This window comes from Pseudomonas sp. RIT-PI-a (assembly GCF_001187875.1).
Taxonomy (GTDB): domain Bacteria; phylum Pseudomonadota; class Gammaproteobacteria; order Pseudomonadales; family Pseudomonadaceae; genus Aquipseudomonas; species Aquipseudomonas coleopterorum.
The window spans coordinates 113,690-136,566 of the sequence record NZ_LGIR01000028.1 but is presented as its reverse complement, the minus strand read 5'-3'; the positions used below and the strand labels follow the sequence as shown (position 1 = coordinate 136,566).

Below are 22,877 nucleotides of genomic sequence, written 5' to 3'. Positions count from 1 at the left end.
AATAGCAGAGCCTCCTTGGGTTATGCTCATGGCGAATCCGCCGCCTGGAAAAACGCGTGAGCGCACCCACTCCCTTGCACACACTCTGGCTCAGTGAAGCCATCCGCCTGCGCGAAGAACAGGCAGGCCCCCTGGAAGACCTGGAAGCCAACCGCCGAGCGCGGCAACAGGGGGGCGACCTGGCCGCACGCATCGAACATCGCGCCCTGATACTGGCCGACCGCGATGGACAGCGCCAGGCCCTGCGCCACTGGCTGCAGGGCGCACGGCTGGCGGTGCTGCTGCTGGCCGTGCTGGCGGTATTCAGCGGGGCCGGATTGGCGTTCGCGGCGCTGGGCGATGGGCTGCAGCCGGTCAATGTGTTCTGGGCGCTGGGCAGCCTGCTGGGGCTCAATCTCATTCTGTTGCTCAGCTGGTTGCTGGGGCTGGTCGCCGCCGGTGGCCACGGCGCGGTACTGGGACGGCTGTGGTTGTGGCTCAGCGAGAAACTGGCGCGTGATGCGCAGGCCGTGCACCTGGCGCCGGCGCTGGTACTGCTGCTGCAACGTCGTCGGCTCAACCGCTGGGCACTGGGCACGCTGGTGCATGGCTTGTGGCTGCTGGCCCTGCTCAGTGCGCTGGCCGTGCTGCTGTTGCTGCTGGCCACCCGTCGCTACGGCTTCGTCTGGGAGACCACCATTCTTGGCGCGGACACCTTCATCAGCCTGACCCAGACCTTGGGCGCCGTGCCCGCGCTGCTGGGTTTCAGCGTACCGGACATCGCCATGATCCGCGCCAGTGGCGATCAAGCGACCAACGTCGAAGGGGCACGCCAGGCCTGGGCCGGCTGGCTGGTCGGCGTGCTGCTGGTCTATGGAATCGGCCCGCGCCTGCTGCTGGCCGCCTTCTGCCAGTGGCGCTGGCGCCAAGGCCGGGCACGCCTGACGCTGGATACCACCCTGCCGGGCTACAGCCAGTTGCGTGAACGGCTGATGCCCAGCAGCGAGCGCCTTGGTGTGCGCGATGAGGCGCCCGACGCCCTGCCCCAGGTTACGACGGCGCCAGCCAGCGAGCCGAGTGATGGCGCGGTGCTGGTAGGTCTGGAGCTCGACGGCCAGCACCCATGGCCGCCCGCCCTGGCCACCGGCATTCAGAACGCTGGCGTGCTCGACAGCCGCGAGTCGCGCCAGCGGCTGCTGGAACAGATGACCCGCTTCCCGCCCGCGCGGCTGGTGATCGCTTGCGATCCGCGGCGCTCGCCCGACCGCGGTAGCCTCGGCCTGATCGCCGAAATGGCCCGCTGCGCCACGGTCACCCGCGTGTGGCTGTTGCCGGCACCGCCCGGCCAGGTGCTCGACCCGCAACGGCTTGGCGATTGGCGGACCGGTCTGGATGCACTGGGCCTGGCCATTGATGAATCGACCCCACTGCACTGGCTGGAGACCGGCCATGAGTAAGCCCCTGACCCTGGCCGTAGTCGGCCATACCAATGTCGGCAAGACCTCCCTGCTGCGCACGCTGACCCGCGACGTAGGCTTCGGCGAAGTGTCGCACCGGCCCAGCACCACGCGTCATGTGGAAGGCGCACGCCTTTCGGTCGATGGCGACGCCCTGCTGGAACTCTACGACACCCCTGGCCTGGAAGATGCCATCGCCTTGCTGGATTTCCTCGAGCGCCTGGACCGCCCCGGCGAGCGGCTCGACGGTCCGGCGCGGGTCGAGCGGTTCCTGCAGGGCACCGAGGCGCGCCAACGTTTCGAGCAGGAGGCCAAGGTGCTGCGCCAGCTATTGGCTAGCGATGCCGGCCTGTATGTGATCGACGCGCGCGAGCCGGTGCTGGCCAAGTACCGCGACGAACTGGAAGTGCTGGCCAGCTGCGGGAAACCGTTGCTGCCGGTGCTCAACTTCGTCAGCAGCAGCCAGCAACGCGAGGGGGATTGGCGCGAGGCGCTGGCTCGCCTCGGTCTGCACGCCTTGGTTCGCTTCGACAGTGTGGCACCGCCCGAGGATGGCGAGCGGCGGCTGTATGAAAGCCTGGCATTGCTGCTGGAACATTCGCGCCCGGCTTTGCAACGGCTGATCGATGATCAACAGGCGCAACGACTGGCGCGTCAGGGGAGTGCACGGCGGTTGATCGCCGAACTGTTGATCGACTGCGCGGCCTGTCGCCGCAGCGTGACCAGCGAAGCGGCCGCAGGCGCCATCGAAGAACTTCGCCAGGCGGTACGCAAGCGTGAGCAGCGCTGCGTGGAAGCCTTGCTCAAGCTGTATGCCTTTCGCAGCCAGGATGCGTCGGCCGGCGACTTGCCACTGTCAGATGGGCGCTGGGGCGACGATCTGTTCAATCCCGATACGCTCAAGCAGTTGGGCGTGAAGGTCGGCGGCGGCATTGCGGCCGGCGCTGCGGCGGGCGCTGGCGTCGATCTGCTGGTGGGCGGCTTGACCCTGGGCATGGCAGCCATCGCCGGCGCCATTGCCGGCGGCGCCCTGCAGACCGCCCGTGGCTATGGCGCGCGCCTGTTGGGCAAGTTCAAGGGCGAGCGCGAACTGACCGTGGACGACAACGTGCTGCGGCTGCTGGCCTTGCGTCAGCAGCAACTGGTGAAAGCGCTCGATGCCCGTGGCCATGCCGCCATGGGCACCATCGAGGTGGCGGCGCCACAGGAGCAGACCTGGCGCGAAGGCAAGCTGCCCGAAGCCCTGAACAAGGCCCGAGCCTACCCGCAATGGTCCTCGCTCAACGGCCACAAGCACCTGGCCCAGCGCGAGCGTGAAGAACAGATCGAAGCCCTGGCCCAGCAGCTCTGACGCCTTAATCGACCAATGGCCACGCTGTAGCCCTTCGCGGCCGATGACCGCTCCTACAGAAGGTTTGCGGTATCACAGAGCAATGTAGGAGCGGCCAGTGGCCGCGAAAGGAACACCGCGCAGCTACAGGTACACCGCAGTGGCATCTTCGCGGCCGATGACCGCTCCTACGGATTCGATGCCGCAGGAGCAGCATGGTAGGCGGTTACTTGCGCAGCAACCGCAGCCCGTTGAACACCACCAGCAGGCTCACCCCCATGTCGGCAAACACCGCCATCCACAGCGTCGCCATGCCGGCCACGGTCATCAGGAGGAACACTGCCTTGATCGCCAGGGCCAGCACGATGTTCTGCAACAGCACCGAACGGGTCTGCCTCGACAGCCGAATGAACGCCGGTATCTTGCGTAGATCATCGTCCATCAAGGCGACATCGGCCGTTTCAATCGCGGTATCGGTACCTGCGGCCGCCATGGCGAAACCGATTTCCGCCCGTGCCAGTGCTGGCGCGTCATTGATCCCGTCGCCCACCATGCCGACCCGGTGACCCTGAGCGTACAACTGCTCCACAGCTTTGAGCTTGTCGGCAGGCAACAGGTCGCCAATCGCCTGATCGATGCCCACTTGAGCTGCGATCGCCTTGGCGGTATGCGGGTTGTCTCCGGTCAGCATCACGGTCTTTATGCCCAACGCATGCAGCTGGGCAATGGCCTCGCGGCTGGTCTGCTTCACCGTGTCGGCCACCGCGAACAAGGCCACCGGCCCTTGCGGGCCCAGCAATACCACGACCGATTTACCTTCACGCTCCAGCTGATCGAGTTGCGCTTCCACCGCCGGGGAGCACTGACCCAGCTCTTCCACCAGGCGATGGTTGCCCAGGTGATAGGTCTGCCCTTCCACCTGACCCTTGATGCCTCGCCCAAGCAAGGCCTCGAAGTTGTCCAAGGTCAGGGCCGCCCCATTGGCGTCAGCAGCAATGGCTCGCGACACAGGATGGTCCGAACGTCCCGCCAACGTCTGGGCAATCGCCTGTGCCCGGCCTTCGAAGGCGGGATCGAGCAGCGCGTAGTCGGTCTGCACCGGCTTGCCATGGGTAAGCGTGCCGGTCTTGTCCAGCGCCAGATGGTCCAGCTTGTGACCACCTTCCAAGTACACGCCCCCCTTGACCAGGATGCCTTTGCGCGCAGCAGCGGCCAAGGCACTGACGATGGTGACGGGCGTGGAAATCACCAGCGCACACGGACAGGCGACCACCAACAGCACCAGCGCGCGGTAGATCCAGTCGAACCACGCGCCCAACCCCACCAGCGGCGGGACCACCGCGATCAGCAGGGCCAAGGCAAACACCACGGGTGTGTAGACCCGTGAAAAGTTATCCACGAAGCGCTGGGTAGGCGCACGCGCACCTTGGGCCTGCTCGACCGCGTGGATGATGCGCGCCAGTGTCGATTGGCCGGCGGCGGCCGTGACCCGGTATTCCAGCGAGCCGGCCTGATTGATGGTCCCGGCGAACACCTTGTCGCCCACACTCTTCTCGACCGGCAGGCTTTCACCGGTAATGGGCGCCTGATCGATGCTGGATTGACCGGAAATCACTTCACCATCCAGACCAATGCGTTCCCCTGGACGCACGCGCACGATGGCCTCCAGGGCGACGCTCTTGACGTCCTGTTCCAGCCATTGGCCATCGGCCTGGCGCACGGTGGCCGTGTCCGGCGTGAGGCGCATCAGACCGCCAATGGCATTGCGGGCGCGATCCAGGGATTTGGCCTCGATCAATTCGGCTACGGTGAACAGGAACATCACCATCGCCGCTTCCGGCCATTGACCGATCAGCACCGCGCCGGTCACCGCAATGCTCATCAACGCATTGATGTTGAGGTTGCCGTTCTTGAGTGCGATCCAGCCTTTGCTGTAGGTGCCCAGACCACAACTGGCGATCGACACCAGGGCCAGCAATGCCACGACCCAGGTCGGCGCCGCCTGGGTGAAGTGGACCACTTCGGCCGCCACTGCCGTCACACCCGAAAGCGCCAGCGGCCACCAGGGTTTGCGCGGCGCCGGCAGGTCGTTGGTAGCAGGTTCGTCCCCGGTGATGGGTTCGGCGTGCATGCCCAGTGATTTGATGGCGCTCTCGATCGCCTGGGTATCGGGCAGCGAATGGCGCACGCCGAGCACCCGATTGATCAGGTTGAAATCCAGCTGCTGCACGCCTGTCAGCTTGGCCAGCTTGTTCTGGATCAGCGTCTGCTCGGTGGGGCAGTCCATCGCCTCGATGCGGAACTGACTCAGCCGGGCATCCTGGCTGTCGCCGGGTGCCAACTGGACGGTCGACGGCGCGGTCGATTTGCTCGAGCAGCAGTGGCTCGACGGTGCGGAGCTTGGCTGGTGCTCGTGCTCGTGCTCGTGCTCGTGCTCGTGCTCGTGCTCGTGCTTATGATCGTGGACATGGCCGGAAGTGGGGTGGCTCATTGGTCGCAATTTCCTGAAGTGCAGGTTGCCAAGTGAACACCCTGTAGCCACTATAGGGTCAAGCATCTTCCAAGGGTTATGAGCATGAAAATCGGCGAACTGGCGAAAATCACCGACTGCCAGGTCGAAACCATCCGCTATTACGAACGCGAAAGCCTGTTGCCGCCCCCTGCCCGCAGCGAAGGCAACTATCGCCTCTACACCCAGGCTCACGTGGAACGGCTGACGTTCATCCGCAACTGTCGCATCCTGGACATGACCCTCGACGAGATCCGCAACCTGTTGACCCTGCGCGACAGCCCCCAGGACCAGTGCCAGAGCGTCAACGACCTGATCGATGAACACATCCATCACGTCAAGGCGCGGATAGACGGCCTGGTAGCCTTGCAGGAGCAGCTCGTTGCTCTGCGCCAGAAATGCCACGGCGGTACCGCCGAAGAGCACTGCGCGATTCTCCAGCGTTTGGAAGTCAGCGGCGCCGTCACCGTTCCCGATGCTGAGCACTCACATGTGGGCCGCAGTCACGGGCATTGAAAAAAATACGTCGCGGTTCAGCAGATATACCCTGGCATTCGAATCGCCCAAGAAATATGAATAATATATGACTCATTCTATTTGACATGAACCATATCAGGCTCATACTCAGCCTATGTTAACCACACTTCTGCAACAGATCCGCAACCGCCGCCAACAACTGGGTCTTCAGATTCAGGACATGCCCCTGCGCACTGGCCTCACCCGCCAGCAATACGGAAAGATCGAAAAGAACGGCAACCCGCGCCTCAACACCCTGGACCTGATTGCCGAAGGTCTGGATGCAAGCATGGTCCTGGTGCCCAAGGACCAACTCAAACTGATCGAAAAGATCCTCGCAGGCGCGCCGGTGTATTTAGAGGATGATCGACCTGTGGATAACTATCCGGAAAATCCTTGGGATGATCTGCCATGAGTGTAGAAACCGTAGCGGCCTTGAAGCTGACGCTGCATTCGCAATTGGTCGGTTACGTTACCGGCCATTCGAATGGCAAGAATGTACTCACCTTGGCGCCGGATTACATCGCTGATCCACATCGACGCACGCTGACTTTGTCTCACCTCAATCCGGACGTATTCAGACGTCAACTGGCAGACAAGCACCCTTACGTCACCCATCACCGGCTTCACCCCGTGTTGAGCAATCTACTTCCGGAAGGCGCGCTGCGTAGCCTGGTTGCACAAGCCATGAAAGTGCACCCAGACAGTGAATTTCCCTTATTGAGCTGGCTCGGTCTGGACTTGCCGGGTGCATTGGTCGCAACCCCGGTATCCGCCGACCATATCCCAGCCTATGCACTGGGCAACCACGGTAAGATCAGTCCAGTATCCATCGACACATCCGATCATCGCTCGCACTTCTCGCTGGCCGGCGTACAGATGAAATTCTCCATGCACAACAGGGATGGCCGTTACATAACCGCCGATCCTGCGGCGCCGGGAGACTGGATCATCAAGACGCCCTCCACCGTTCACCCATTCGTGCCGCTCAACGAATACACCTGCATGCAGCTGGCACAGTTGGCAGGCGTCGACATTCCTGAAATACGCCTGATCGGCATGGACATGATCGACAGCTTGCCCGCAATCAACCTGCCCGACGAGCAGTGGGCCTACGGCATTCGTCGTTATGATCGGCTTGCCGGAGGTCAGCGCGTTCATTCAGAAGACTTCGCCCAGGTGCTTTACGCTTACGCCCACGATAAATACCGCAGCGGCCGTTATGAACAGATCGCCAGATTGCTCTACACCCAGACCCGTCATGGGCAACGCGATGTCACGCAAATGGCTGTGCGTTTGCTGGTCAATGTGCTGCTGGCCAACGGCGACGCGCATCTGAAGAACTGGAGCCTGATCTATCCAGACACTTTCAGCGCAGAACTGTCCCCGGCTTACGACATCGTCGCGACCAAGGTATTTATTCCCGGCGAGAGCCAGTTTGCGTTGAACATGGCCGATACCAAAGCCTGGTATGACGTCTCGCTCGAACACTTCAAACGATGGGCCGAGACCTCTGGAATACCTTGGCGACCCGTGCTCGTTCATCTACGAGAAACACTGGACGCAGCACGAACGCTGTGGCCTGAAGCCCTAGCCGCCAGCGCCATGAAGCCAAACCAGCAAGCGATCCTGCGCCAGCATTGGCAACAGCTGCATGCGGACTTTCGGATCTATTAACTGAATCAGCGAGCAAGGTTTTGAAACAATCCTAGTTTCGCTATTGCAAAGCCTGCCTATAGGTTCGTTGCACATGTCCATCAAAAAGAACCTGTCATGAATCGCACCGCAACCCCCTTTCAAATATCAGATCTGCGCACTGAACCTGGTTTTCTTGCCGTCGTGGGCGAGCGGCTGTGGCAAGCCTGGTGGAAGGACGACGGCCACACTTTGGAAGATGTGCTGACGCTTCTGGAAGACAGCCTGCGTTCCAAGCCCATTCCCACCACTTTGGTCGCTCATGCAGGCGAGCGGTTCATGGGCACGGTATCGCTGATCGTTTCGGACATGGATGAACGAGTGCAGTACTCGCCCTGGTTGGCGGCGCTGTGGGTGGAGGCCGAGAGCCGCAATGAGGGCGTCGGGGCGGCATTACTCACAGCCGGAATGCAGAAAGCGAAAGCTGAGGGTGTCGAGCGGGTCTATCTATGTGCCGTCGAGGAAAAGTCGGCGTACTACCGTCGGCTTGGCTGGGAGCAGATCGAGACTGACGTTGGGGGGATGAACATCTTCACCAAAGCGTCAGGGTAATTGCATTGAAACGCCTGGCCGCGGTGCAGCAGGCAGACTGCGGTGTCCGTTTCGCGGCCACAGACCGCTCCTACGAGGTCTGCGATGGCGTAGGAGCGGTCAGTGGCCGCGAAACAGACTCCACGGTTTGTCAGGCTCACACCGCCATCGGTGCAGTCAGTGGCGCGTGGTGTTCGTAGCCTTCCAGGGTAAAGTCGCTGGGTTCGATCAGCTCCAGCCACTCTGGTTGGTACACACCAGTCTTCGCGAACTCAGGCACGCGGTCGGAGATCACCAGCTTAGGGGCCGGTAACGGCTCGCGTTTCATCTGCTCGTTGAGCATGTCCAGATGGTTCTCGTACACATGGGCGTCGCCGATGAAGTAGGTGAACCAGCGCGGCGTGTAGCCTGTCAGGCGCCCGACCAGCGACAGCAGCGCGGCGCCTTCAGTGAGGTTGAACGGCGTGCCCAGACCCAGGTCGTTGGAGCGGATGTACAGCGTCAACGAGATCTCGCGGGTTTCCGGGTTGGGGTGGAACTGGTACAGCAGATGGCACGGCGGCAGTGCCATTTCATCGAGCTGGGCGCAGTTCCAGCCGTGGAACAGGATCCGACGGCTGCCCGGGTCCTTGATGATGGTGTCGACGCACTGGCGAATCTGGTCGATGGCCTTGTACAGCACCACGAAGCTCTCGCCGTTTTCCTCGGCCTGGGCAATCTGCTGATAGCCTTGGCTGGTGGCCAGTTCGATCGCTGCCGGGTTGCTCAGGGCGATGCGTTTGTAGGCTGGCCACTGACGCCACTGCACGCCATAGATCTCGCCCAGGTCGTCTTCACCCTGGCGGAAGGGGTTGGCCAGCCATTGGGCGTTCTCGTTGGCGTTCTGGTCCCAGACCTTGCAGCCCAAGGCGCGGAATTCGGCGGCATTGTTGACGCCGCGCAGGAACCCGACCATTTCGCCGATGGCCGACTTGAAGGCCAGGCGCCGGGTGGTGATCGCCGGAAAGCCTTCCTGCAGGTCGAACCGCAGCATGGCACCCGGGAAACTGATGGTGCGCACGCCGGTGCGGTTGCTTTGCAAGGTGCCGTTCTTGATGACGTGGGCGACCAGTTCCAGATATTGCTTCATGACGTACCTGCATCGTTCAGGGCGCAACCTTGGTCACGCCCAGGCAAAAAAGAATCAAACAGCCGGGCGCGGAGCCGCCGGCGCGCGGTGGTAGGCTAACCAGATCAGCCCCAGACCGCCCAGGATCATCGGCAGACACAGCACCTGCCCCATCGTCAGCCAGCCCCACGCCAGGTAGCCCAACTGCGCATCGGGCACGCGGACGAACTCGACGATGAAGCGGAAGATGCCGTAGAACAGGGCGAACATGCCCGATACGGCCATGGTCGGCCGCGGCTTGCGCGAGAATAGCCAGAGGATGACGAACAACGCGACGCCTTCCAGCGCAAACTGGTAGAGCTGCGAAGGGTGACGGGGCAACTGCGCCGGATCGCTGAAAGGCGGGAAGATCATGGCCCAGGGCACGTCGGTGGGTTTGCCCCACAGCTCGGCGTTGATGAAGTTGCCGATACGCCCGGCACCCAGACCGATGGGTACCAGCGGAGCGATGAAGTCCATCAGCTGGAAGAACGACTTGTTGTTCTTCTTGCCGAACCACCACGTGGCCAGCATCACGCCCAGCAGCCCGCCATGGAACGACATGCCGCCCTTCCACACCTCGAATATCAAGGTGGGGTTGGCGATGTATTGCTCCAGATCGTAGAACAGCACGTAGCCGAGGCGGCCGCCGAGGATCACCCCCATTGCGCACCAGAACACCAGGTCCGAGAGTTTTTCCTTGGTCCAGGTCGGGTCGAACCCGTTGAGCCGGCGCGAGGCCAGCAACCAGGCGCCACCAATGCCCACCAGGTACATCAAGCCGTACCAGTGGATTTTCAGCGGTCCGATGGCCAGTGCCACCGGGTCGATCTGCGGGTAAGGCAGCATTGCAATTCCTCAGCTAAGCAAAAAACTCATGCCGACGCTGAACAGCAGCGCGGCGAGCAGGTGTTTGAGCACCTTGAACGATAATCTGGGCGCCCGGCGCGCCGCGTATCTGAAGAAACCAGACGGTGATGGCGATGCATGCCAAGGCGGGCGCATGGACGAATTCGGAACTATACGCTGGGCCAGGGCACCCGTGCAGGCACCGAGCGGCTGGTACATCGCAATTTCACGATTGCACCCGCAAGCAAGTGCGGCATGGTACCGGAACCCATGCCTGGCGCTCCACCTCGCAGCGATGGATAGGACAACGATGGACCGGTAGAGTGAAGTCAAACTACAAGGATCTTTCCGTATGTGTCTGATCGTTTTCACCTGGCAGCCCGGCCATGCCCAACCCCTGGTACTGGCAGGCAACCGTGACGAATTCCACGCCCGACCCACGGCGCCGTTGTCCCAGTGGCGGGAGTCTTGCGGGGTGTACGCCGGTCGGGACCTGGAGGCAGGCGGTAGCTGGCTGGGGATCGGGCCGAACGGGCGTATCGCCGCGCTGACCAATATCCGTCGTCCCGGTCAGCCACCGGCGCGGCGCTCCCGTGGTGATCTGGTGGCGGGTTTTCTGACCGGTGAACAGTCGATCGAGGCTTACCTGCAGGCCGCCACGGATCGCCTGGACCAATACGCCGGATTCAATCTTCTGCTCGGTGATGGTCAGCGCCTGTGCTATCTGCACTCCGCTGCAGGCACGCCGCAGTACCTGGAGGCAGGCACCTACGGGCTTTCCAATGCCAGCCTCGACACGCCATGGCCCAAGCTGGTGAAAGCCCGTCACGGGCTGGAGGTCGCCGGTAGCCAGCCTGACGCATTACTGGCAATGCTGGCTGATGCCGACCAGGCACCGGAACATGCGCTACCCGATACGGGCGTGGGCCTGGCCACCGAGCGGCTGCTGTCGAGCGTGTTCATCACCGGCGCCAGTTACGGAACGCGGGCCAGCACGGTGGTTATCGTTAACGCCGAGGGTCATCGGGAAATGATCGAGCGCAGCTTTGGCCCGTTGGGCAGCACGCTGGGTGAGGTTCGTCTGCAGGGGGTCTAGCGAGCGCTAAACCGAACGCCCGATGCGCTTGCCCTGGCGTTTGCCGATGTCGCGAGCCTGGCCATCGCGCTGCTTGCCGGTACGCGCATCGCTGATCAGGCCGGGAATCAACGCGCCTTCAGGCAGATTCTTCCAGAAGCGAGTGGGCAAGTGGCCTTGCATGACCTTGGGGTTCAAGCGCGCCGGGTTGAAGATGTGGCTGTAATAGGTCAGCCACAGCTCGCCCTGGGGGTCATGGGCCTGCTGCGCGAGTTGCTGCCACTCCAATGGGCATCGCCGTTCGTGGATCAACTGGGTGCCGTCGTAATACACACCGTCCTGAGGCGTCGCTATCAGCCAGCGACTGCGCCCCATGCGCCCGATGAAATGCTCGCTGGCCAAGGCCAGGATGTCGTGCGCCGGTTCGTGCCAAGCCACGTATTCAGGACCGGGGGGACCCGCGGTCGCGACCGGCATCTCGACGAAGCGCAGAAAGGCATGCAGATGATGGCTCTCGCGCCGAACCTGCTTGATACGCCGGTGCAGCTCACTGCCCAGGCGATCACCGGCCAGCATGGCCGTGCGGTCGCCATGGCTGACGCGCCAGAGCACTTCGTACAACAGGCTCCAGCGTTGCTCGCCACGGTACTGCGCAGCGCTTTGCAGCAGCTCGATGAGGGCCACGGGAATGCGCGCCTGGAAAGGACCGATTTCCTCCGGGTAATGCTCGTCCGTGGCGAACAGGTCCGCTACGGTGTTCCAGCCCACATGACTCGGATCGATCTGATGGCTGAGCAGCCAACGCGCCTGCTGCCGCCAGGTGGCGAACAGGTCGTCGCAGTCCAGACATATCATCCCCAGAGCCCCAATTGCTGGGGCTGGGGGCGATCACGCAGTTGGTCGCGCAGCAGCAAAGTAGAGATTTCTGCCTGCTGTGGGTGGTAGTCGCTGGTGATGAAGAACGGCTTGGCCTTAGCCAGTACGCAACGCAGGCGGGTCAGGTCTTCATAGCGGATTCGCCGCTGCCGACGCAGCTCCACCAGGCGCTTGGTGGTACGCAGACCGATGCCGGGAATGCGGGCGATCAGCGCAGGTTCCGCACGGTTCAGATCCAATGGGAAGACGCTTCGGTTTTCCAGCGCCCAGGCCAGCTTGGGGTCGATATCCAGCGCCAGGTCGCCCGGGCCGGAGAGCAGCTCGTCGGCCTTGTAGCCATAGCTGCGCAGCAGGCAGTCGGCCTGGTAGAGGCGGTGCTCGCGCATCAGCGGCGGTGCTGCCAGCGGCACGCTCTTGGGGCTGTTGGGGATGGGGCTGAACGCCGAATAGTAGACCCGCTTCAGGCCGTAGTTGCCGTACAGGGATTCGGCGCTGTGCAGGATGGTGCTGTCGTCGGTCTGGTCGGCACCGACGATCATCTGCGTGCTTTGCCCAGCCGGTGTGAAGCGTGGCGCGCGCGGTTCGTTGAGCACGGTCTGCTGGCCCGTGTAGATGGTGCTCATGGCTTTCTTGATCGATTTCACATCCTTTTCCGGCGCCAGGGTCTGCAGGCTGGCATCGGTGGGCAGCTCGATGTTCACGCTCAGACGATCGGCGTAGCGACCCGCCTCTTCGATGAGTGCCGGGTCGGCTTCGGGAATGGTCTTGAGGTGGATGTAGCCGCGGAACTGATGTTCCTCGCGCAGCAGGCGCGCCACGCGGATCAGCTGTTCCATCGTGTAGTCGGCCGAACGGATGATGCCGGAGCTCAGGAACAAGCCGCTGATGCAGTTGCGCCGATAGAAGTCCACGGTCAGGCGCACCACTTCCTCAGGCGTGAAACGCGCCCGTGGCACGTCGCTGGAACGGCGGTTGACGCAGTACTGGCAGTCGAACAGGCAGAAATTGGTCAGCAGTATCTTGAGCAGCGATACACAGCGACCATCCGGCGTGTAGCTGTGGCAAATGCCCATGCCGTTGGTCGAACCCAGCCCGCCCTTGCCTTCGGAGCTGCGCTTGGGCGCACCGCTGCTGGCGCACGAGGCATCGTACTTGGCGGCGTCGGCGAGGATGCTGAGCTTATCGATCAATTGCATGAAATTTCCCGATACTGTTTTTATGTACAGTACAGAAATACATGCACTTCATCAACGCCGCCGGTCGGCCAGAAGCCAGGCCACACGCGGCCTGGAACGGGACGAGCGCTACATGGGCCGGGTTCAGTCGATGGTTTCGAACTGATCCTTGATGTAGCGGATTTCGGTGCGCCCATGGGGTGCCGGCAGGCCGTCTTCGCCCAGGTTGACGAACACCAGCTTGTCCACGGTGAGGATGCTCTTGCGCGTGATCTTGTTGCGCACCTCGCAGGTCAGCGTGATGGAGGTCCGCCCGAATTCAGTGGCGGTGATGCCCAGTTCGATGATGTCGCCCTGGCGCGAGGCGCTGACGAAATTGATCTCGGAGATGTACTTGGTCACCACCCGCTGGTTGCCCAACTGCACGATGGCGTAGATAGCCGCTTCTTCGTCGATCCAGCGCAGCAGGCTGCCACCGAACAGGGTGCCGTTGGGATTGAGGTCTTCAGGTTTTACCCATTTGCGCGTATGAAAATTCATGCTGGCTCCTCTGCTCTTCACCTAAGTGTGTCGAATCATGGCAGACCACAGCGCCCGCCTCCATTGAGCTTTGCCTATGAATACCATTATCCATCCGGCGGTAATCGTCAGAAATACTTTGGAAGCTGGCCACACCTCTATATAATCGCCAGCGATTCACTCAACGGCCTTCTTCATTTCCCGGCCGTTCCCGCCACCCGTCCGAGGGGCGCTGCAGCAGGTTCGACCTGTCAGGCTCGGATGGGGCGTTGTCCCTACAGGTCTTGCCTGGGGACGCCAAACGCATACAACGGCGCCCATTCGAACCTACGAATGGAGGCTCTTAATGAGCGCTGTACTTACGCCTGCTGGTTTTTCCGATTTCAAAGTCGCCGACATCTCCCTGGCTGCCTGGGGCCGTCGCGAAACCATCATTGCCGAGTCGGAAATGCCCGCACTGATGGGCCTGCGCCGCAAATACGCCGGCCAGCTGCCGCTGCAGGGCGCGAAGATCCTGGGCTGCATTCACATGACCATCCAGACCGCCGTACTGATCGAAACCCTGGTCGCCCTGGGTGCCGAAGTTCGCTGGTCCTCGTGCAACATCTTCTCCACCCAGGATCAGGCCGCCGCCGCCATCGCCGCCGCCGGTATCCCGGTGTTCGCCTGGAAAGGTGAAACCGAAGAAGAATACGAGTGGTGCATCGAGCAGACCATCCTCAAGGATGGCCAGCCATGGGATGCCAACATGATTCTTGACGACGGCGGCGACCTGACCGAGATCCTGCACAAGAAATACCCGGCCATGCTGGACAAGATCCACGGCGTGACCGAAGAAACCACCACTGGCGTGCACCGCCTGCTGGACATGCTGGCCAAGGGCGAGCTGAAGATCCCGGCCATCAACGTCAACGACTCGGTGACCAAGAGCAAGAACGACAACAAGTACGGCTGCCGTCACAGCCTCAACGACGCCATCAAGCGCGGCACCGACCACCTGTTGTCGGGCAAGCAGGCACTGGTGATCGGCTATGGTGACGTGGGCAAGGGCTCGGCTCAGTCGCTGCGTCAGGAAGGCATGATCGTCAAGATCTCCGAAGTCGACCCGATCTGCGCGATGCAGGCCTGCATGGACGGCTTCGAGCTGGTTTCGCCGTTCATCGATGGCATCAACGACGGCACCGAAGCAAGCATCGACAAGGCGCTGCTGGGCAAGATCGACCTGATCGTCACCACCACCGGTAACGTCAACGTCTGCGATGCCAACATGCTCAAGGCGCTGAAGAAGCGTGCCGTGGTCTGCAACATCGGCCACTTCGACAACGAAATCGACACCGCTTTCATGCGCAAGAACTGGGCATGGGAAGAAGTGAAGCCACAGGTCCACAAGATCCACCGTACCGGTGCCGGTAGCTTCGACGCGCAGAACGACGACTACCTGATCCTGCTGGCCGAAGGCCGTCTGGTGAACCTGGGCAACGCCACCGGCCACCCAAGCCGCATCATGGACGGTTCGTTCGCCAACCAGGTGCTGGCGCAGATCTTCCTGTTCGAGCAGAAGTACGCCGACCTGGACGCCGACGGCAAGGCTGCCCGCCTGACCGTCGAAGTGTTGCCGAAGAAACTGGACGAAGAAGTGGCCCTGGAAATGGTCCGCGGCTTCGGCGGCGTGGTCACTCAACTGACCCAGCAGCAGGCCGACTACATCGGCGTGACCGTCGAAGGTCCGTTCAAGCCAGAAGCCTACCGCTACTAAGCGTTCAGGCTCTTGATACGGCGGGCCAGTCAACGCTGGCCCGCTCGATGGGTTTACCGAGAAACTGCCATGTCTCACGATCGTCCCTTAAGCTTCGAGTTCTTTCCCACCAAGACCGATGCCGGGCATGAAAAGCTGATGGGCGTCGCCCGCCAGTTGGCTGCCTACAAACCCGATTTCTTTTCCTGCACCTACGGCGCCGGCGGTTCGACCCGCGACCGTACCCTGAACACCGTTCTGCAGCTGGAAAACGAAGTCAACGTCCCCGCCGCCCCGCACCTTTCGTGCGTGGGCGACAGTAAACAAGACCTGCGCGGCCTGCTCGACCAGTATCGGTCGGCCGGCATCAAGCGCATCGTCGCGCTGCGCGGCGACCTGCCGTCGGGCATGGGCATGTCCAGCGGCGAACTGCGCCATGCCAATGACCTGGTCGAGTTCATACGCGCCGAAACCGGCGACCACTTTCACATCGAAGTGGCGGCCTACCCCGAGATGCACCCGCAGGCACGCAACTTCGAAGACGACCTGGTCAACTTCGCGCGCAAGGCCAACGCCGGCGCGAGCAGTGCGATCACCCAGTACTTCTTCAACGCCGACAGCTACTTCTACTTCGTCGAGCGCGTGCAGAAGCTGGGCGTGAACATTCCAATCGTGCCGGGCATCATGCCGATCACCAACTACAGCAAGCTGGCGCGCTTCTCCGATGCCTGCGGCGCGGAAATCCCGCGCTGGGTGCGCAAGCAGTTGGAAGCCTACGGCGATGACGTGAAAAGCATCCAGGCGTTCGGCGAGGAAGTGATCACGCAGATGTGCGAGCGGTTGTTGCAGGGCGGTGCCCCCGGCCTGCATTTCTATACCCTGAACCAGGCAGAACCCAGCCTGGCGGTATGGAACAATCTGAAACTGGGCCGCTGAGTCTTCTCGCACAGCCTCAAGGCCCTGGCATTCTGCCGGGGCCTTTTTGTATCGATCAGTCGCAATAGAATCAGGTCAGTGGTGCCTGAAGCCCGGCATAGACCTTTTCAAGCGCGGCAAGGCGTCGTAATCTCCGGCCCATGGTTGCCATCCTCCGCTCGTTGCCCTCTGCGCTTCTCCTTTGCTGGTGCCTGCAGGCCCATGGCGAAACGCTGCGCATCGTTACCGATTCCTGGGCACCTTATGCCTTTGAAGAGAACGGCACCGCGCAAGGGATCGACTATGACATCACGGCGCTGATCTTCGAACGCCTGGGCATCCAGGTGCAGTGGCAATTCCTGCCATGGAAACGCTGCCTGGCGATGCTCGACCAGGGCCAGGCGGATGGGATCCTCGACATCTTCCAGACCAACGAACGCGACGCAAGCCTGTTCTATGCCAAGGAACCGCTGTCGGAAGTGGAATGGGTGTTCTACCAGGCCAATGACCGACCGCACCCGGTGCACAGCATGACCGACCTCGACGGGCTGACCGTGGGCATCACCGCTGGCTACGACTACGGCGACGCATTCGAACAGGCGCCCGGTGTCGTTCGCGAGAGCGGGCCCAGCCAGGAAGCCAACTTCGGCAAACTGGCCAAGGCACGCATCGATCTGTTGATCACCGACCGCCGCGTCGGCGAGTACACCGTCAAGCGGTTGGGCCTGCAACAGCGGGTCAGTCCCCTGCCCATGGAGATCGGTAACAATCCGCAGTTTCTGGCGGTGCGCCGAGGTGCCGGAATGGATCTGCTGGTGCAGCGCTTCGCCGCCGAACTGCGCCGGTTCAAGCAGGAGCCAGCCTATGCACAGCTGCTGGCTCGCTATGCCGTCGAGCCAATGAGTGGTAAAACGATACCTTCCGCTGCGCCGCAGACACTGCAGCCATCGCCCGCAGGCACCGCTGGGCAGCGTGAAAGCAGCGCAATGTGATTGCTCTGTTATACTCGGCCCTTGTGCCAGGCTTACGTCCGGCCGCTCGGCCTTGCCAAGGCCTCCCGAAGCACCTGCCAGCTGGGCCTGAGCCCGCGCACCGCTTCGTGAAGCGCACTTTGCAACCCCAGCAGGACCGGACGCGACAGTGTCACCCCACACCCGTCGCGCCAGGCAAGATTATCCCTCGGGCATAAGCCCCTACTAGAACAGGATTACTCATGTCCTTTGCTTCCCTCGGTCTCTCCGAGGCTCTAGTCCGCGCCATCGAGGCAGCGGGCTACACCCAGCCCACCCCGGTGCAACAGCGGGCCATTCCCGCCGTGTTGCAAGGCCGCGACCTGATGGTCGCCGCTCAGACAGGTACAGGTAAGACCGGCGGCTTCGCCCTTCCGATTCTGGAGCGGCTGTTCCCAGGTGGTCACCCGGACAAATCCCAACGTCACGGCCCGCGCCAACCGCGCGTACTGGTCCTGACCCCCACTCGCGAACTGGCTGCCCAGGTTCACGACAGCTTCAAGCTCTACGCCCGCGACCTCAAGTTCGTCAGCGCCTGCATCTTCGGCGGCGTCGGCATGAATCCGCAGGTACAGGCCATGTCCCGCGGCGTCGACGTGCTGGTGGCCTGCCCCGGCCGTCTGCTCGACCTGTGTGGTCAGGGCAGCGTCGATCTGTCCCACGTTGAAATCCTCGTGCTCGACGAAGCCGACCGCATGCTCGACATGGGCTTCGTGCACGACGTTAAGAAGGTCCTTGCGCGCCTGCCGTCCAAGCGTCAGAACCTGCTGTTCTCGGCGACGTTCTCCAAGGACATCACCGACCTGGCCGGCAAGCTGCTGCACAACCCCGAGCGCATCGAAGTCACGCCGCCCAACACCACGGTCGAGCGTATCGAGCAGCGCGTCTATCGCCTGGCCTCCAGCCACAAGCGTTCGCTGCTGGCGCACCTGATCACTCAGGGCGCGTGGGAGCAGGTGCTGGTGTTCACCCGTACCAAGCACGGCGCCAACCGCCTGGCCGAGTACCTGGAGAAGCACGGTCTGAGCGCCGTGGCGATCCACGGCAACAAGAGTCAGAACGCGCGCACCAAGGCCCTGGCCGACTTCAAGGCCGGCTCCGTACGCATCATGGTCGCCACCGACATTGCCGCGCGTGGCCTGGACATCGACCAGCTGCCACACGTGGTCAACTTCGAGCTGCCCAACGTCGACGAAGACTACGTGCACCGTATCGGCCGTACCGGTCGTGCCGGTCGTAGTGGCGAGGCGATCTCGCTGGTTGCGCCAGACGAAGAGAAGCTGCTCAAGAGCATCGAGCGCATGACCAAGCAGAAGATCCCGGACGGTGATCTGATGGGGTTCGATGCCAGCACCGTGGAAGCGGAAAAACCCGAGGTGCGCGAGCGTCCTCAGGCCAACAATGCCCGCGGTGCTCGCGCACCTCGCGGCGATGGCACCAGCAACGCCAGCAGCGGTCGCAAGGACAAAGGGAAGGACAAAGGCAAGGAAAAGCCCGCCGGGGCGCGTTCTGAACGCCAACCCCGTGACCAGAAGCCACGTCAGCCACAGGCTGCACGCGCGGCCGTAGAACCGGCGGTTTCCGCCAACCGTGCGCCGGACGAATTCCTCGATGACGAAGTGGACAACTTCGGCAACCGTGCGGATTACGTCAGCCCCTATCAGGGCAAGAACCAGGGTCGCGGTCGTCGTCCTGCAGGTTCTGCACCGGCCGGTGGTACTGCTCCAGCAGCAGCGCCTCGCCAGGGTCGCCCTGCCGGTGGCGCACCGCGCAACGGTGGAGGCGCACGTTCGGCCGGCACTGGCGACAACGCCGGCGCCAAGCGCGGTCCGCGCAGCAACGGGGGTGGCGCTCGTGACGGCCAGCCACGTCGTGACAGCAACCCGCGCAACCGTCGTCCGGCACGCGACGAGCAGCCACGCCAGGAACCGGCGGTGAGCAACTCGCGCAACCCGAGCCAACCGGTGATCGTGCACAAGGAATCGAAGATCGATCGTTTCCCGACTGCCGAGCAACTGGAGCAATTGCCGAGCCGCCCGCGGGGTGAAAAACCTGCACTGCTGACGCGCAATCGCGAAGGCTGAGCATGAGGTAGGCAGGCTCGCTGCCCTGTGGGAGCGGGCTCTGCCTGCGAAGGTTTCACCACGGCGCCCATGCCGGATACAAAAAAAAACGCCGCAGCCCTCACAGGCTGCGGCGTTTTTTCATGTCAGCGAATCGCTTACTTCGCTTTCACACCTTCGAAGGTGAAGTACAGCTCGACGGTGTCCGACTGTGGACCCAGGTCCATGGACTTGGGTGCGAAGTCCTTGCGGTTGATCGAAGTGGTGCCTTCGAAGCCGGCACGGTAGCCGCCCCATGGATCCTTGCCTTCACCCAGGAAGGTGGCCTTGATCACGACGGGCTTGGTCACGCCATGCAGGGTCAAGTCACCGGTCACGTCAGCAGTGGTCTTGCCATCGGCGCTCTTGCCCGTCGGCTTGACGCTGGTGGACTTGAAGGTGGCTTCCGGGAAGTTGGCCACGTCCAGGAAGTCCTTGCTGCTGATGTGCTTGTCACGCTCGGCGTGGTTGGTAAACACGCTGGCAGTCTTGAGGGTCACGTCGATCTTGGCGTCTTCGGGCTTGGCGGCATCGAAGCTGAACTTGCCGTCGAAGTCCTTGAAGGTACCGGTGATGAAGCTGTAGCCCAGGTGGCTGATCTTGAAGTCGACGAAAGCGTGCTGGCCTTCCTTGTCGATGGTGTAGTCAGCGGCCATGGCCTGGCCTGCGGTGAACAGGGCAGTGCCAATGGCGAGTGCAGCGAGGGTCTTTTTCAACATGGGGAGTATTCCTCTTGAAGTTTGATAGGTACGGCAGTCAAGCTTTGCGACCCAGCATACGGATGAGGGTTGCATCACGATCGATGAAGTGGTGTTTCAATGCAGCCAAGCCGTGCAGTACGGCGAATATCACCAGTACCCACGCCAGGTAGAAATGCACGGTACCGGCGGTTTCCGCCTGATTGGGCAGGCCGCTGACCAGCGCCGGTATTTCGAACAGCCCGAAAACCGGAATGCCTACCCCGTCTGCGGTCGAGATCAGGTAGCCGGCGCTCATCACCAGGAACAGGTCCGCATAGAGGAACAGGTGCCCCAGATGAGCCGCCGTGCGGGTCAGCTTGCCCTGGTTGGGTGTGGGCGGCGGGGGTGGGCTGATGAAGCGCCAGACCACGCGCACAAGCATGAAGAAGAACAGCACTAGGCCGATGCTCTTGTGCAGGTCAGGGCCGGCCTTGCGCCATGGGTCGTAGTAACCCAGGCCCACCATCCACAACCCAAGAGCGAAAAGCCCGAATACGGTCAGCGCGACGCCCCAGTGCAGGACGATGCTGACCCAGCCATAGCGTGAAGTGGAATTACGTAGTTGCATGTGCCTGGACCTTGTAAGAACTGCGCTCAAGATGACTGACTTATCTATCGGATTAAAGCGGAAAATCTCGCTTTGAAATATCGATAAAGTTGATTAAGACAGTATTAAGCGGACTGCTATGAGGCCAGGCACGCGGTTTTATACGCGTAAAGGCGCCGCCGACCCGTGAAAAGGCCGACGGCTGCGGTGCGAAACCTACGGCTGCACTGTAGGTTTGGTTACTTCAACCTTGTTTTTGGATTCAACCGGTTTTTTCGCTTCGGCTGGCTTTTTGACCACAGGCTTCTTGGTTTCCGCCTTCTTGGGCTCCGGTTTTTTCGTTTCCACCTTCTTCACCGGCGCGGCTTTCTTCGCAGGCTCCGCCTTGACCGGTGCGGGCGCGGGCACGACGGCGGGCACCGGAACAGGTGCAGGCGTGGGCGCTGGAACGGGAGCAGGTGCAGGCGCCGGTACTGGCGCAGGTGCAGGCTCGACGGGCTTGGCCGCTGGCGTCTCGCCGCCGCCGAACCACTTGGAGAAGAACCCAGGCTTGCTCTCGGCAGCCTTGACCGGCGCTGCTGCAGGCGGGGCGACCTTGACCGGTTCGAAGGACTTGCCTGCCGCCAGATCAACCACTTGGCCGGCAGCACGCTGACCGCTGCGCAGCGCGCCTTCCAGCGTGCCGGGGTACAGCGAGTCGGTGTGTTCGCCCGCGAAGGCGATGCGCTGCTGAGGCTTCTCCCAGACCTTCCAGAACTTGCTGATCTGCCCCGGTCCGTAGGCCAGGTACGCGCCGCCATACGAAGGATCGGTGCTGTAGCGACGGATCTCGTAGCCGGTGTAGGCACCGCGTGCCTGTGGGTAGAACGCGTGCAGGCGGATCAATACCTGGTCGACCATCTGCTTGTCGCCAAAGGCCTGCAGCAGGCGGGCGTTGTCACCGGACAGGTTGATCACCACATTGGCGCCACCCTTCAAGGCTGGCTCGATCCACAACATGCCCAGCCCGGTGTTGCTGTAGATCTCGCCGGACATCCGCGCCTTGCTGTCCCACACCGGCGTCTTGAATTTGAGCAGCAGTTGGTCACGCCAGCCATAGTTGGTGCCCTTGATTGCCGCCAGCTGGCGGTTGTCCAGTGCAGGGGTGAAGGCGATCTTGCCCAATGCGCGCAGAGGGACGGCCAGGACCACGTAGCTGGCCTGGTAGCCCACGGCGCCCACTTTGACGGTCACGCCGTCCTTGTCCTGGCTGATGGCCGACACCGGTGAATCGGTCTTGATGGTCTTGATCTGCTTGACGAACGCCTGCGCCAGCACCGGGCTGCCACCGATCAGGCGCGAGGCGCGCAGATCACGGTCGTCGATGTCCTGATAGACCCGGTTCTGCTGGGCGAAATACAGCAGTGACAGACGCGACGGTTCGTCGTAGCGAGTACGAATCTTCTGGTTGATCAGTTGCCGTGCCGTAGGGGGCAGTTGCAGGCGATCCAGCCAGTTGGACACGTTGATCTGGTCCAGGGCGAACAGGGTGCTGGTCGCGCCGGGGTTTTCCGGATCCTTGACCGAGCGGGCGAGGTCATCCAGGGTTTTCTCGTAGCGCTTGAGGGCTTCCGCAGTCGCTGGCTGCTTGGTGGCCAGGTCGGCAGCGGTGAAGTATTCGCCGTCGATCAGGTAGCCAGGGTTGCGGACGAATTCCGGCGCCGGCTGGGTGGCCAGCTTGAAGGTGTTCACGTAACCATTGAGCACCGGCTGGACCTTGCTGCCGCCGATCCATTCGCTGGTGGCCAGACCCGAGCGGCCGCCGAGGCTGGGTCGTGCTTCCAGCAAGGTGACTTGCCAGCCCTTGGCCTGCAGCTCGTAGGCGGCTGTCAGCCCCGCCAGACCGCCGCCGACGACGATCGCCGTCTGTGCCTTGTCATTGCCCAACGCCTGCGCGCTGAACAGCCCTACTACTATCAGCGCCCAGGCGCGCAACCAACCAGCAGACATGCAGAGAACTCCGGCAGAGCAAGCGAAATGGCCGGATCGAGCCCCGGCAGTGGCAAATTGCCGCGCAGCATACGCCAGCGGCATAGTGCCCGCCAGTGTCGCCATCGAGCATGTTTGGGTTGTTAGCCGAGGCCTCATTGCATAGGCTTGCGCGACTGTTTGCCAAGCGTGTTGCCGCGGG

Annotated in this window: 20 protein-coding genes and 1 riboswitch; of the genes, 11 read left to right on the top strand and 9 right to left on the bottom strand. The window is 62.4% G+C overall.

Going from position 1 to position 22,877, the window contains the following annotated elements; translation table 11 throughout:
- Positions 1-56 precede the first annotated feature (56 nt).
- Both AC788_RS16580 and AC788_RS16575 read left to right on the top strand, forming a co-directional pair.
- Complete coding sequence (locus tag AC788_RS16580; RefSeq protein ID WP_049861671.1) at positions 57-1,436, top strand: DUF2868 domain-containing protein; 1,380 nt, start codon at positions 57-59, stop codon at positions 1,434-1,436.
- A complete protein-coding gene (locus tag AC788_RS16575; protein ID WP_049861670.1) occupies positions 1,429-2,787 on the top strand; it encodes a DUF3482 domain-containing protein in 1,359 nt (452 codons plus the stop codon). Before AC788_RS16580 ends, AC788_RS16575 begins: the two co-directional genes overlap by 8 nt.
- Before the next feature lie 205 nt (positions 2,788-2,992).
- Here the strand turns inward: AC788_RS16575 and AC788_RS16570 are convergent, their stop codons facing one another.
- Positions 2,993-5,257: a heavy metal translocating P-type ATPase gene (locus AC788_RS16570; protein WP_049861669.1), complete on the bottom strand. Its 2,265-nt coding sequence runs from the start codon at positions 5,255-5,257 to the stop codon at positions 2,993-2,995.
- Between the two features lie 84 nt (positions 5,258-5,341).
- Between AC788_RS16570 and cadR the strand changes: the two genes are divergently transcribed.
- The 4 genes from cadR to AC788_RS16550 all read left to right on the top strand — a co-directional run bounded on the left by cadR (position 5,342) and on the right by AC788_RS16550 (position 8,038).
- Positions 5,342-5,791: a Cd(II)/Pb(II)-responsive transcriptional regulator gene (gene cadR / locus AC788_RS16565; protein ID WP_049861668.1), complete on the top strand. Its 450-nt coding sequence runs from the start codon at positions 5,342-5,344 to the stop codon at positions 5,789-5,791.
- A gap of 115 nt (positions 5,792-5,906) precedes the next feature.
- Complete coding sequence (locus tag AC788_RS16560; protein ID WP_049861667.1) at positions 5,907-6,206, top strand: helix-turn-helix domain-containing protein; 300 nt, start codon at positions 5,907-5,909, stop codon at positions 6,204-6,206.
- Complete coding sequence (locus tag AC788_RS16555; RefSeq protein WP_049861666.1) at positions 6,203-7,468, top strand: type II toxin-antitoxin system HipA family toxin; 1,266 nt, start codon at positions 6,203-6,205, stop codon at positions 7,466-7,468. The genes AC788_RS16560 and AC788_RS16555 overlap by 4 nt, the downstream gene beginning before the upstream one ends.
- A gap of 96 nt (positions 7,469-7,564) precedes the next feature.
- Entirely contained in the window at positions 7,565-8,038 is a 474-nt protein-coding gene (locus AC788_RS16550; protein ID WP_049861665.1) for a GNAT family N-acetyltransferase, read from the top strand.
- A 136-nt stretch (positions 8,039-8,174) separates the two neighbouring features.
- Here AC788_RS16550 and AC788_RS16545 read toward each other — a convergent pair whose 3' ends face one another.
- Positions 8,175-9,146 carry a thymidylate synthase gene (locus AC788_RS16545; RefSeq protein WP_049861664.1) on the bottom strand — a complete coding sequence of 324 codons (972 nt, stop codon included), beginning with the start codon at positions 9,144-9,146 and terminating at the stop codon, positions 8,175-8,177.
- A gap of 54 nt (positions 9,147-9,200) precedes the next feature.
- Positions 9,201-10,013, bottom strand: a complete 813-nt coding sequence (gene lgt / locus AC788_RS16540; protein WP_049861663.1) for a prolipoprotein diacylglyceryl transferase — start codon at positions 10,011-10,013, stop codon at positions 9,201-9,203.
- A gap of 352 nt (positions 10,014-10,365) precedes the next feature.
- Between lgt and AC788_RS16535 the strand changes: the two genes are divergently transcribed.
- A complete protein-coding gene (locus AC788_RS16535; protein ID WP_049861662.1) occupies positions 10,366-11,109 on the top strand; it encodes an NRDE family protein in 744 nt (247 codons plus the stop codon).
- 6 nt (positions 11,110-11,115) lie between these two features.
- Here AC788_RS16535 and AC788_RS16530 read toward each other — a convergent pair whose 3' ends face one another.
- From AC788_RS16530 to AC788_RS16520, 3 genes are all read right to left on the bottom strand, one after another.
- Positions 11,116-11,943: a TIGR03915 family putative DNA repair protein gene (locus tag AC788_RS16530; RefSeq protein ID WP_049861661.1), complete on the bottom strand. Its 828-nt coding sequence runs from the start codon at positions 11,941-11,943 to the stop codon at positions 11,116-11,118.
- On the bottom strand, positions 11,940-13,160 hold the full coding sequence (locus AC788_RS16525) for a putative DNA modification/repair radical SAM protein (protein WP_049861660.1): 1,221 nt from the start codon (positions 13,158-13,160) through the stop codon (positions 11,940-11,942). The genes AC788_RS16530 and AC788_RS16525 overlap by 4 nt, the downstream gene beginning before the upstream one ends.
- Positions 13,161-13,283: 123 nt before the next feature.
- The gene (locus AC788_RS16520; RefSeq protein ID WP_043191602.1) at positions 13,284-13,679 is read right to left on the bottom strand and encodes an acyl-CoA thioesterase; all 396 of its coding nucleotides are present in this window, start codon (positions 13,677-13,679) and stop codon (positions 13,284-13,286) included.
- A gap of 197 nt (positions 13,680-13,876) precedes the next feature.
- A riboswitch (S-adenosyl-L-homocysteine riboswitch) is annotated at positions 13,877-13,984 on the top strand.
- A gap of 20 nt (positions 13,985-14,004) precedes the next feature.
- Between AC788_RS16520 and ahcY the strand changes: the two genes are divergently transcribed.
- The 4 genes from ahcY to AC788_RS16500 all read left to right on the top strand — a co-directional run bounded on the left by ahcY (position 14,005) and on the right by AC788_RS16500 (position 19,402).
- Positions 14,005-15,414 (top strand): adenosylhomocysteinase, encoded by a 1,410-nt coding sequence (gene ahcY / locus AC788_RS16515; protein WP_049861659.1) that lies wholly within the window; start codon positions 14,005-14,007, stop codon positions 15,412-15,414.
- Positions 15,415-15,483: 69 nt separating this feature from the next.
- Positions 15,484-16,329 (top strand): methylenetetrahydrofolate reductase [NAD(P)H], encoded by an 846-nt coding sequence (gene metF, locus AC788_RS16510; protein WP_049861658.1) that lies wholly within the window; start codon positions 15,484-15,486, stop codon positions 16,327-16,329.
- Positions 16,330-16,469: 140 nt separating this feature from the next.
- Positions 16,470-17,300, top strand: coding sequence for a substrate-binding periplasmic protein (locus tag AC788_RS16505; RefSeq protein ID WP_049861657.1), 831 nt, complete (start codon positions 16,470-16,472; stop codon positions 17,298-17,300).
- Between the two features lie 221 nt (positions 17,301-17,521).
- Positions 17,522-19,402 carry a DEAD/DEAH box helicase gene (locus AC788_RS16500; RefSeq protein WP_049861656.1) on the top strand — a complete coding sequence of 627 codons (1,881 nt, stop codon included), beginning with the start codon at positions 17,522-17,524 and terminating at the stop codon, positions 19,400-19,402.
- Between the two features lie 137 nt (positions 19,403-19,539).
- On the opposite strand, the gene AC788_RS16495 is transcribed toward AC788_RS16500, so the two are convergent.
- From AC788_RS16495 to AC788_RS16485, 3 genes are all read right to left on the bottom strand, one after another.
- The gene (locus AC788_RS16495) at positions 19,540-20,139 is read right to left on the bottom strand and encodes a YceI family protein (protein ID WP_049861655.1); all 600 of its coding nucleotides are present in this window, start codon (positions 20,137-20,139) and stop codon (positions 19,540-19,542) included.
- Between the two features lie 37 nt (positions 20,140-20,176).
- The gene (locus tag AC788_RS16490; protein ID WP_049861654.1) at positions 20,177-20,728 is read right to left on the bottom strand and encodes a cytochrome b; all 552 of its coding nucleotides are present in this window, start codon (positions 20,726-20,728) and stop codon (positions 20,177-20,179) included.
- Between the two features lie 195 nt (positions 20,729-20,923).
- Positions 20,924-22,696, bottom strand: a complete 1,773-nt coding sequence (locus tag AC788_RS16485; RefSeq protein ID WP_049861653.1) for a flavin monoamine oxidase family protein — start codon at positions 22,694-22,696, stop codon at positions 20,924-20,926.
- Positions 22,697-22,877 lie beyond the last annotated feature (181 nt).

Bases quoted from the DNA above. Each gene is read 5' to 3' on its own strand.
- AC788_RS16520 (WP_043191602.1), bottom strand. From the start codon at position 13,679: ATGAATTTTCATACGCGCAAATGGGTAAAACCTGAAGACCTCAATCCC.
- AC788_RS16485 (WP_049861653.1), bottom strand. From the start codon at position 22,696: ATGTCTGCTGGTTGGTTGCGCGCCTGGGCGCTGATAGTAGTAGGGCTG.
- AC788_RS16490 (WP_049861654.1), bottom strand. From the start codon at position 20,728: ATGCAACTACGTAATTCCACTTCACGCTATGGCTGGGTCAGCATCGTC.
- AC788_RS16545 (WP_049861664.1), bottom strand. From the start codon at position 9,146: ATGAAGCAATATCTGGAACTGGTCGCCCACGTCATCAAGAACGGCACC.
- ahcY (WP_049861659.1), top strand. From the start codon at position 14,005: ATGAGCGCTGTACTTACGCCTGCTGGTTTTTCCGATTTCAAAGTCGCC.
- AC788_RS16505 (WP_049861657.1), top strand. From the start codon at position 16,470: ATGGTTGCCATCCTCCGCTCGTTGCCCTCTGCGCTTCTCCTTTGCTGG.
- AC788_RS16535 (WP_049861662.1), top strand. From the start codon at position 10,366: ATGTGTCTGATCGTTTTCACCTGGCAGCCCGGCCATGCCCAACCCCTG.
- AC788_RS16560 (WP_049861667.1), top strand. From the start codon at position 5,907: ATGTTAACCACACTTCTGCAACAGATCCGCAACCGCCGCCAACAACTG.
- AC788_RS16575 (WP_049861670.1), top strand. From the start codon at position 1,429: ATGAGTAAGCCCCTGACCCTGGCCGTAGTCGGCCATACCAATGTCGGC.
- AC788_RS16500 (WP_049861656.1), top strand. From the start codon at position 17,522: ATGTCCTTTGCTTCCCTCGGTCTCTCCGAGGCTCTAGTCCGCGCCATC.
- AC788_RS16525 (WP_049861660.1), bottom strand. From the start codon at position 13,160: ATGCAATTGATCGATAAGCTCAGCATCCTCGCCGACGCCGCCAAGTAC.
- cadR (WP_049861668.1), top strand. From the start codon at position 5,342: ATGAAAATCGGCGAACTGGCGAAAATCACCGACTGCCAGGTCGAAACC.
- lgt (WP_049861663.1), bottom strand. From the start codon at position 10,013: ATGCTGCCTTACCCGCAGATCGACCCGGTGGCACTGGCCATCGGACCG.
- AC788_RS16555 (WP_049861666.1), top strand. From the start codon at position 6,203: ATGAGTGTAGAAACCGTAGCGGCCTTGAAGCTGACGCTGCATTCGCAA.
- AC788_RS16570 (WP_049861669.1), bottom strand. From the start codon at position 5,257: ATGAGCCACCCCACTTCCGGCCATGTCCACGATCATAAGCACGAGCAC.
- AC788_RS16550 (WP_049861665.1), top strand. From the start codon at position 7,565: ATGAATCGCACCGCAACCCCCTTTCAAATATCAGATCTGCGCACTGAA.
- AC788_RS16530 (WP_049861661.1), bottom strand. From the start codon at position 11,943: ATGATATGTCTGGACTGCGACGACCTGTTCGCCACCTGGCGGCAGCAG.
- metF (WP_049861658.1), top strand. From the start codon at position 15,484: ATGTCTCACGATCGTCCCTTAAGCTTCGAGTTCTTTCCCACCAAGACC.
- AC788_RS16495 (WP_049861655.1), bottom strand. From the start codon at position 20,139: ATGTTGAAAAAGACCCTCGCTGCACTCGCCATTGGCACTGCCCTGTTC.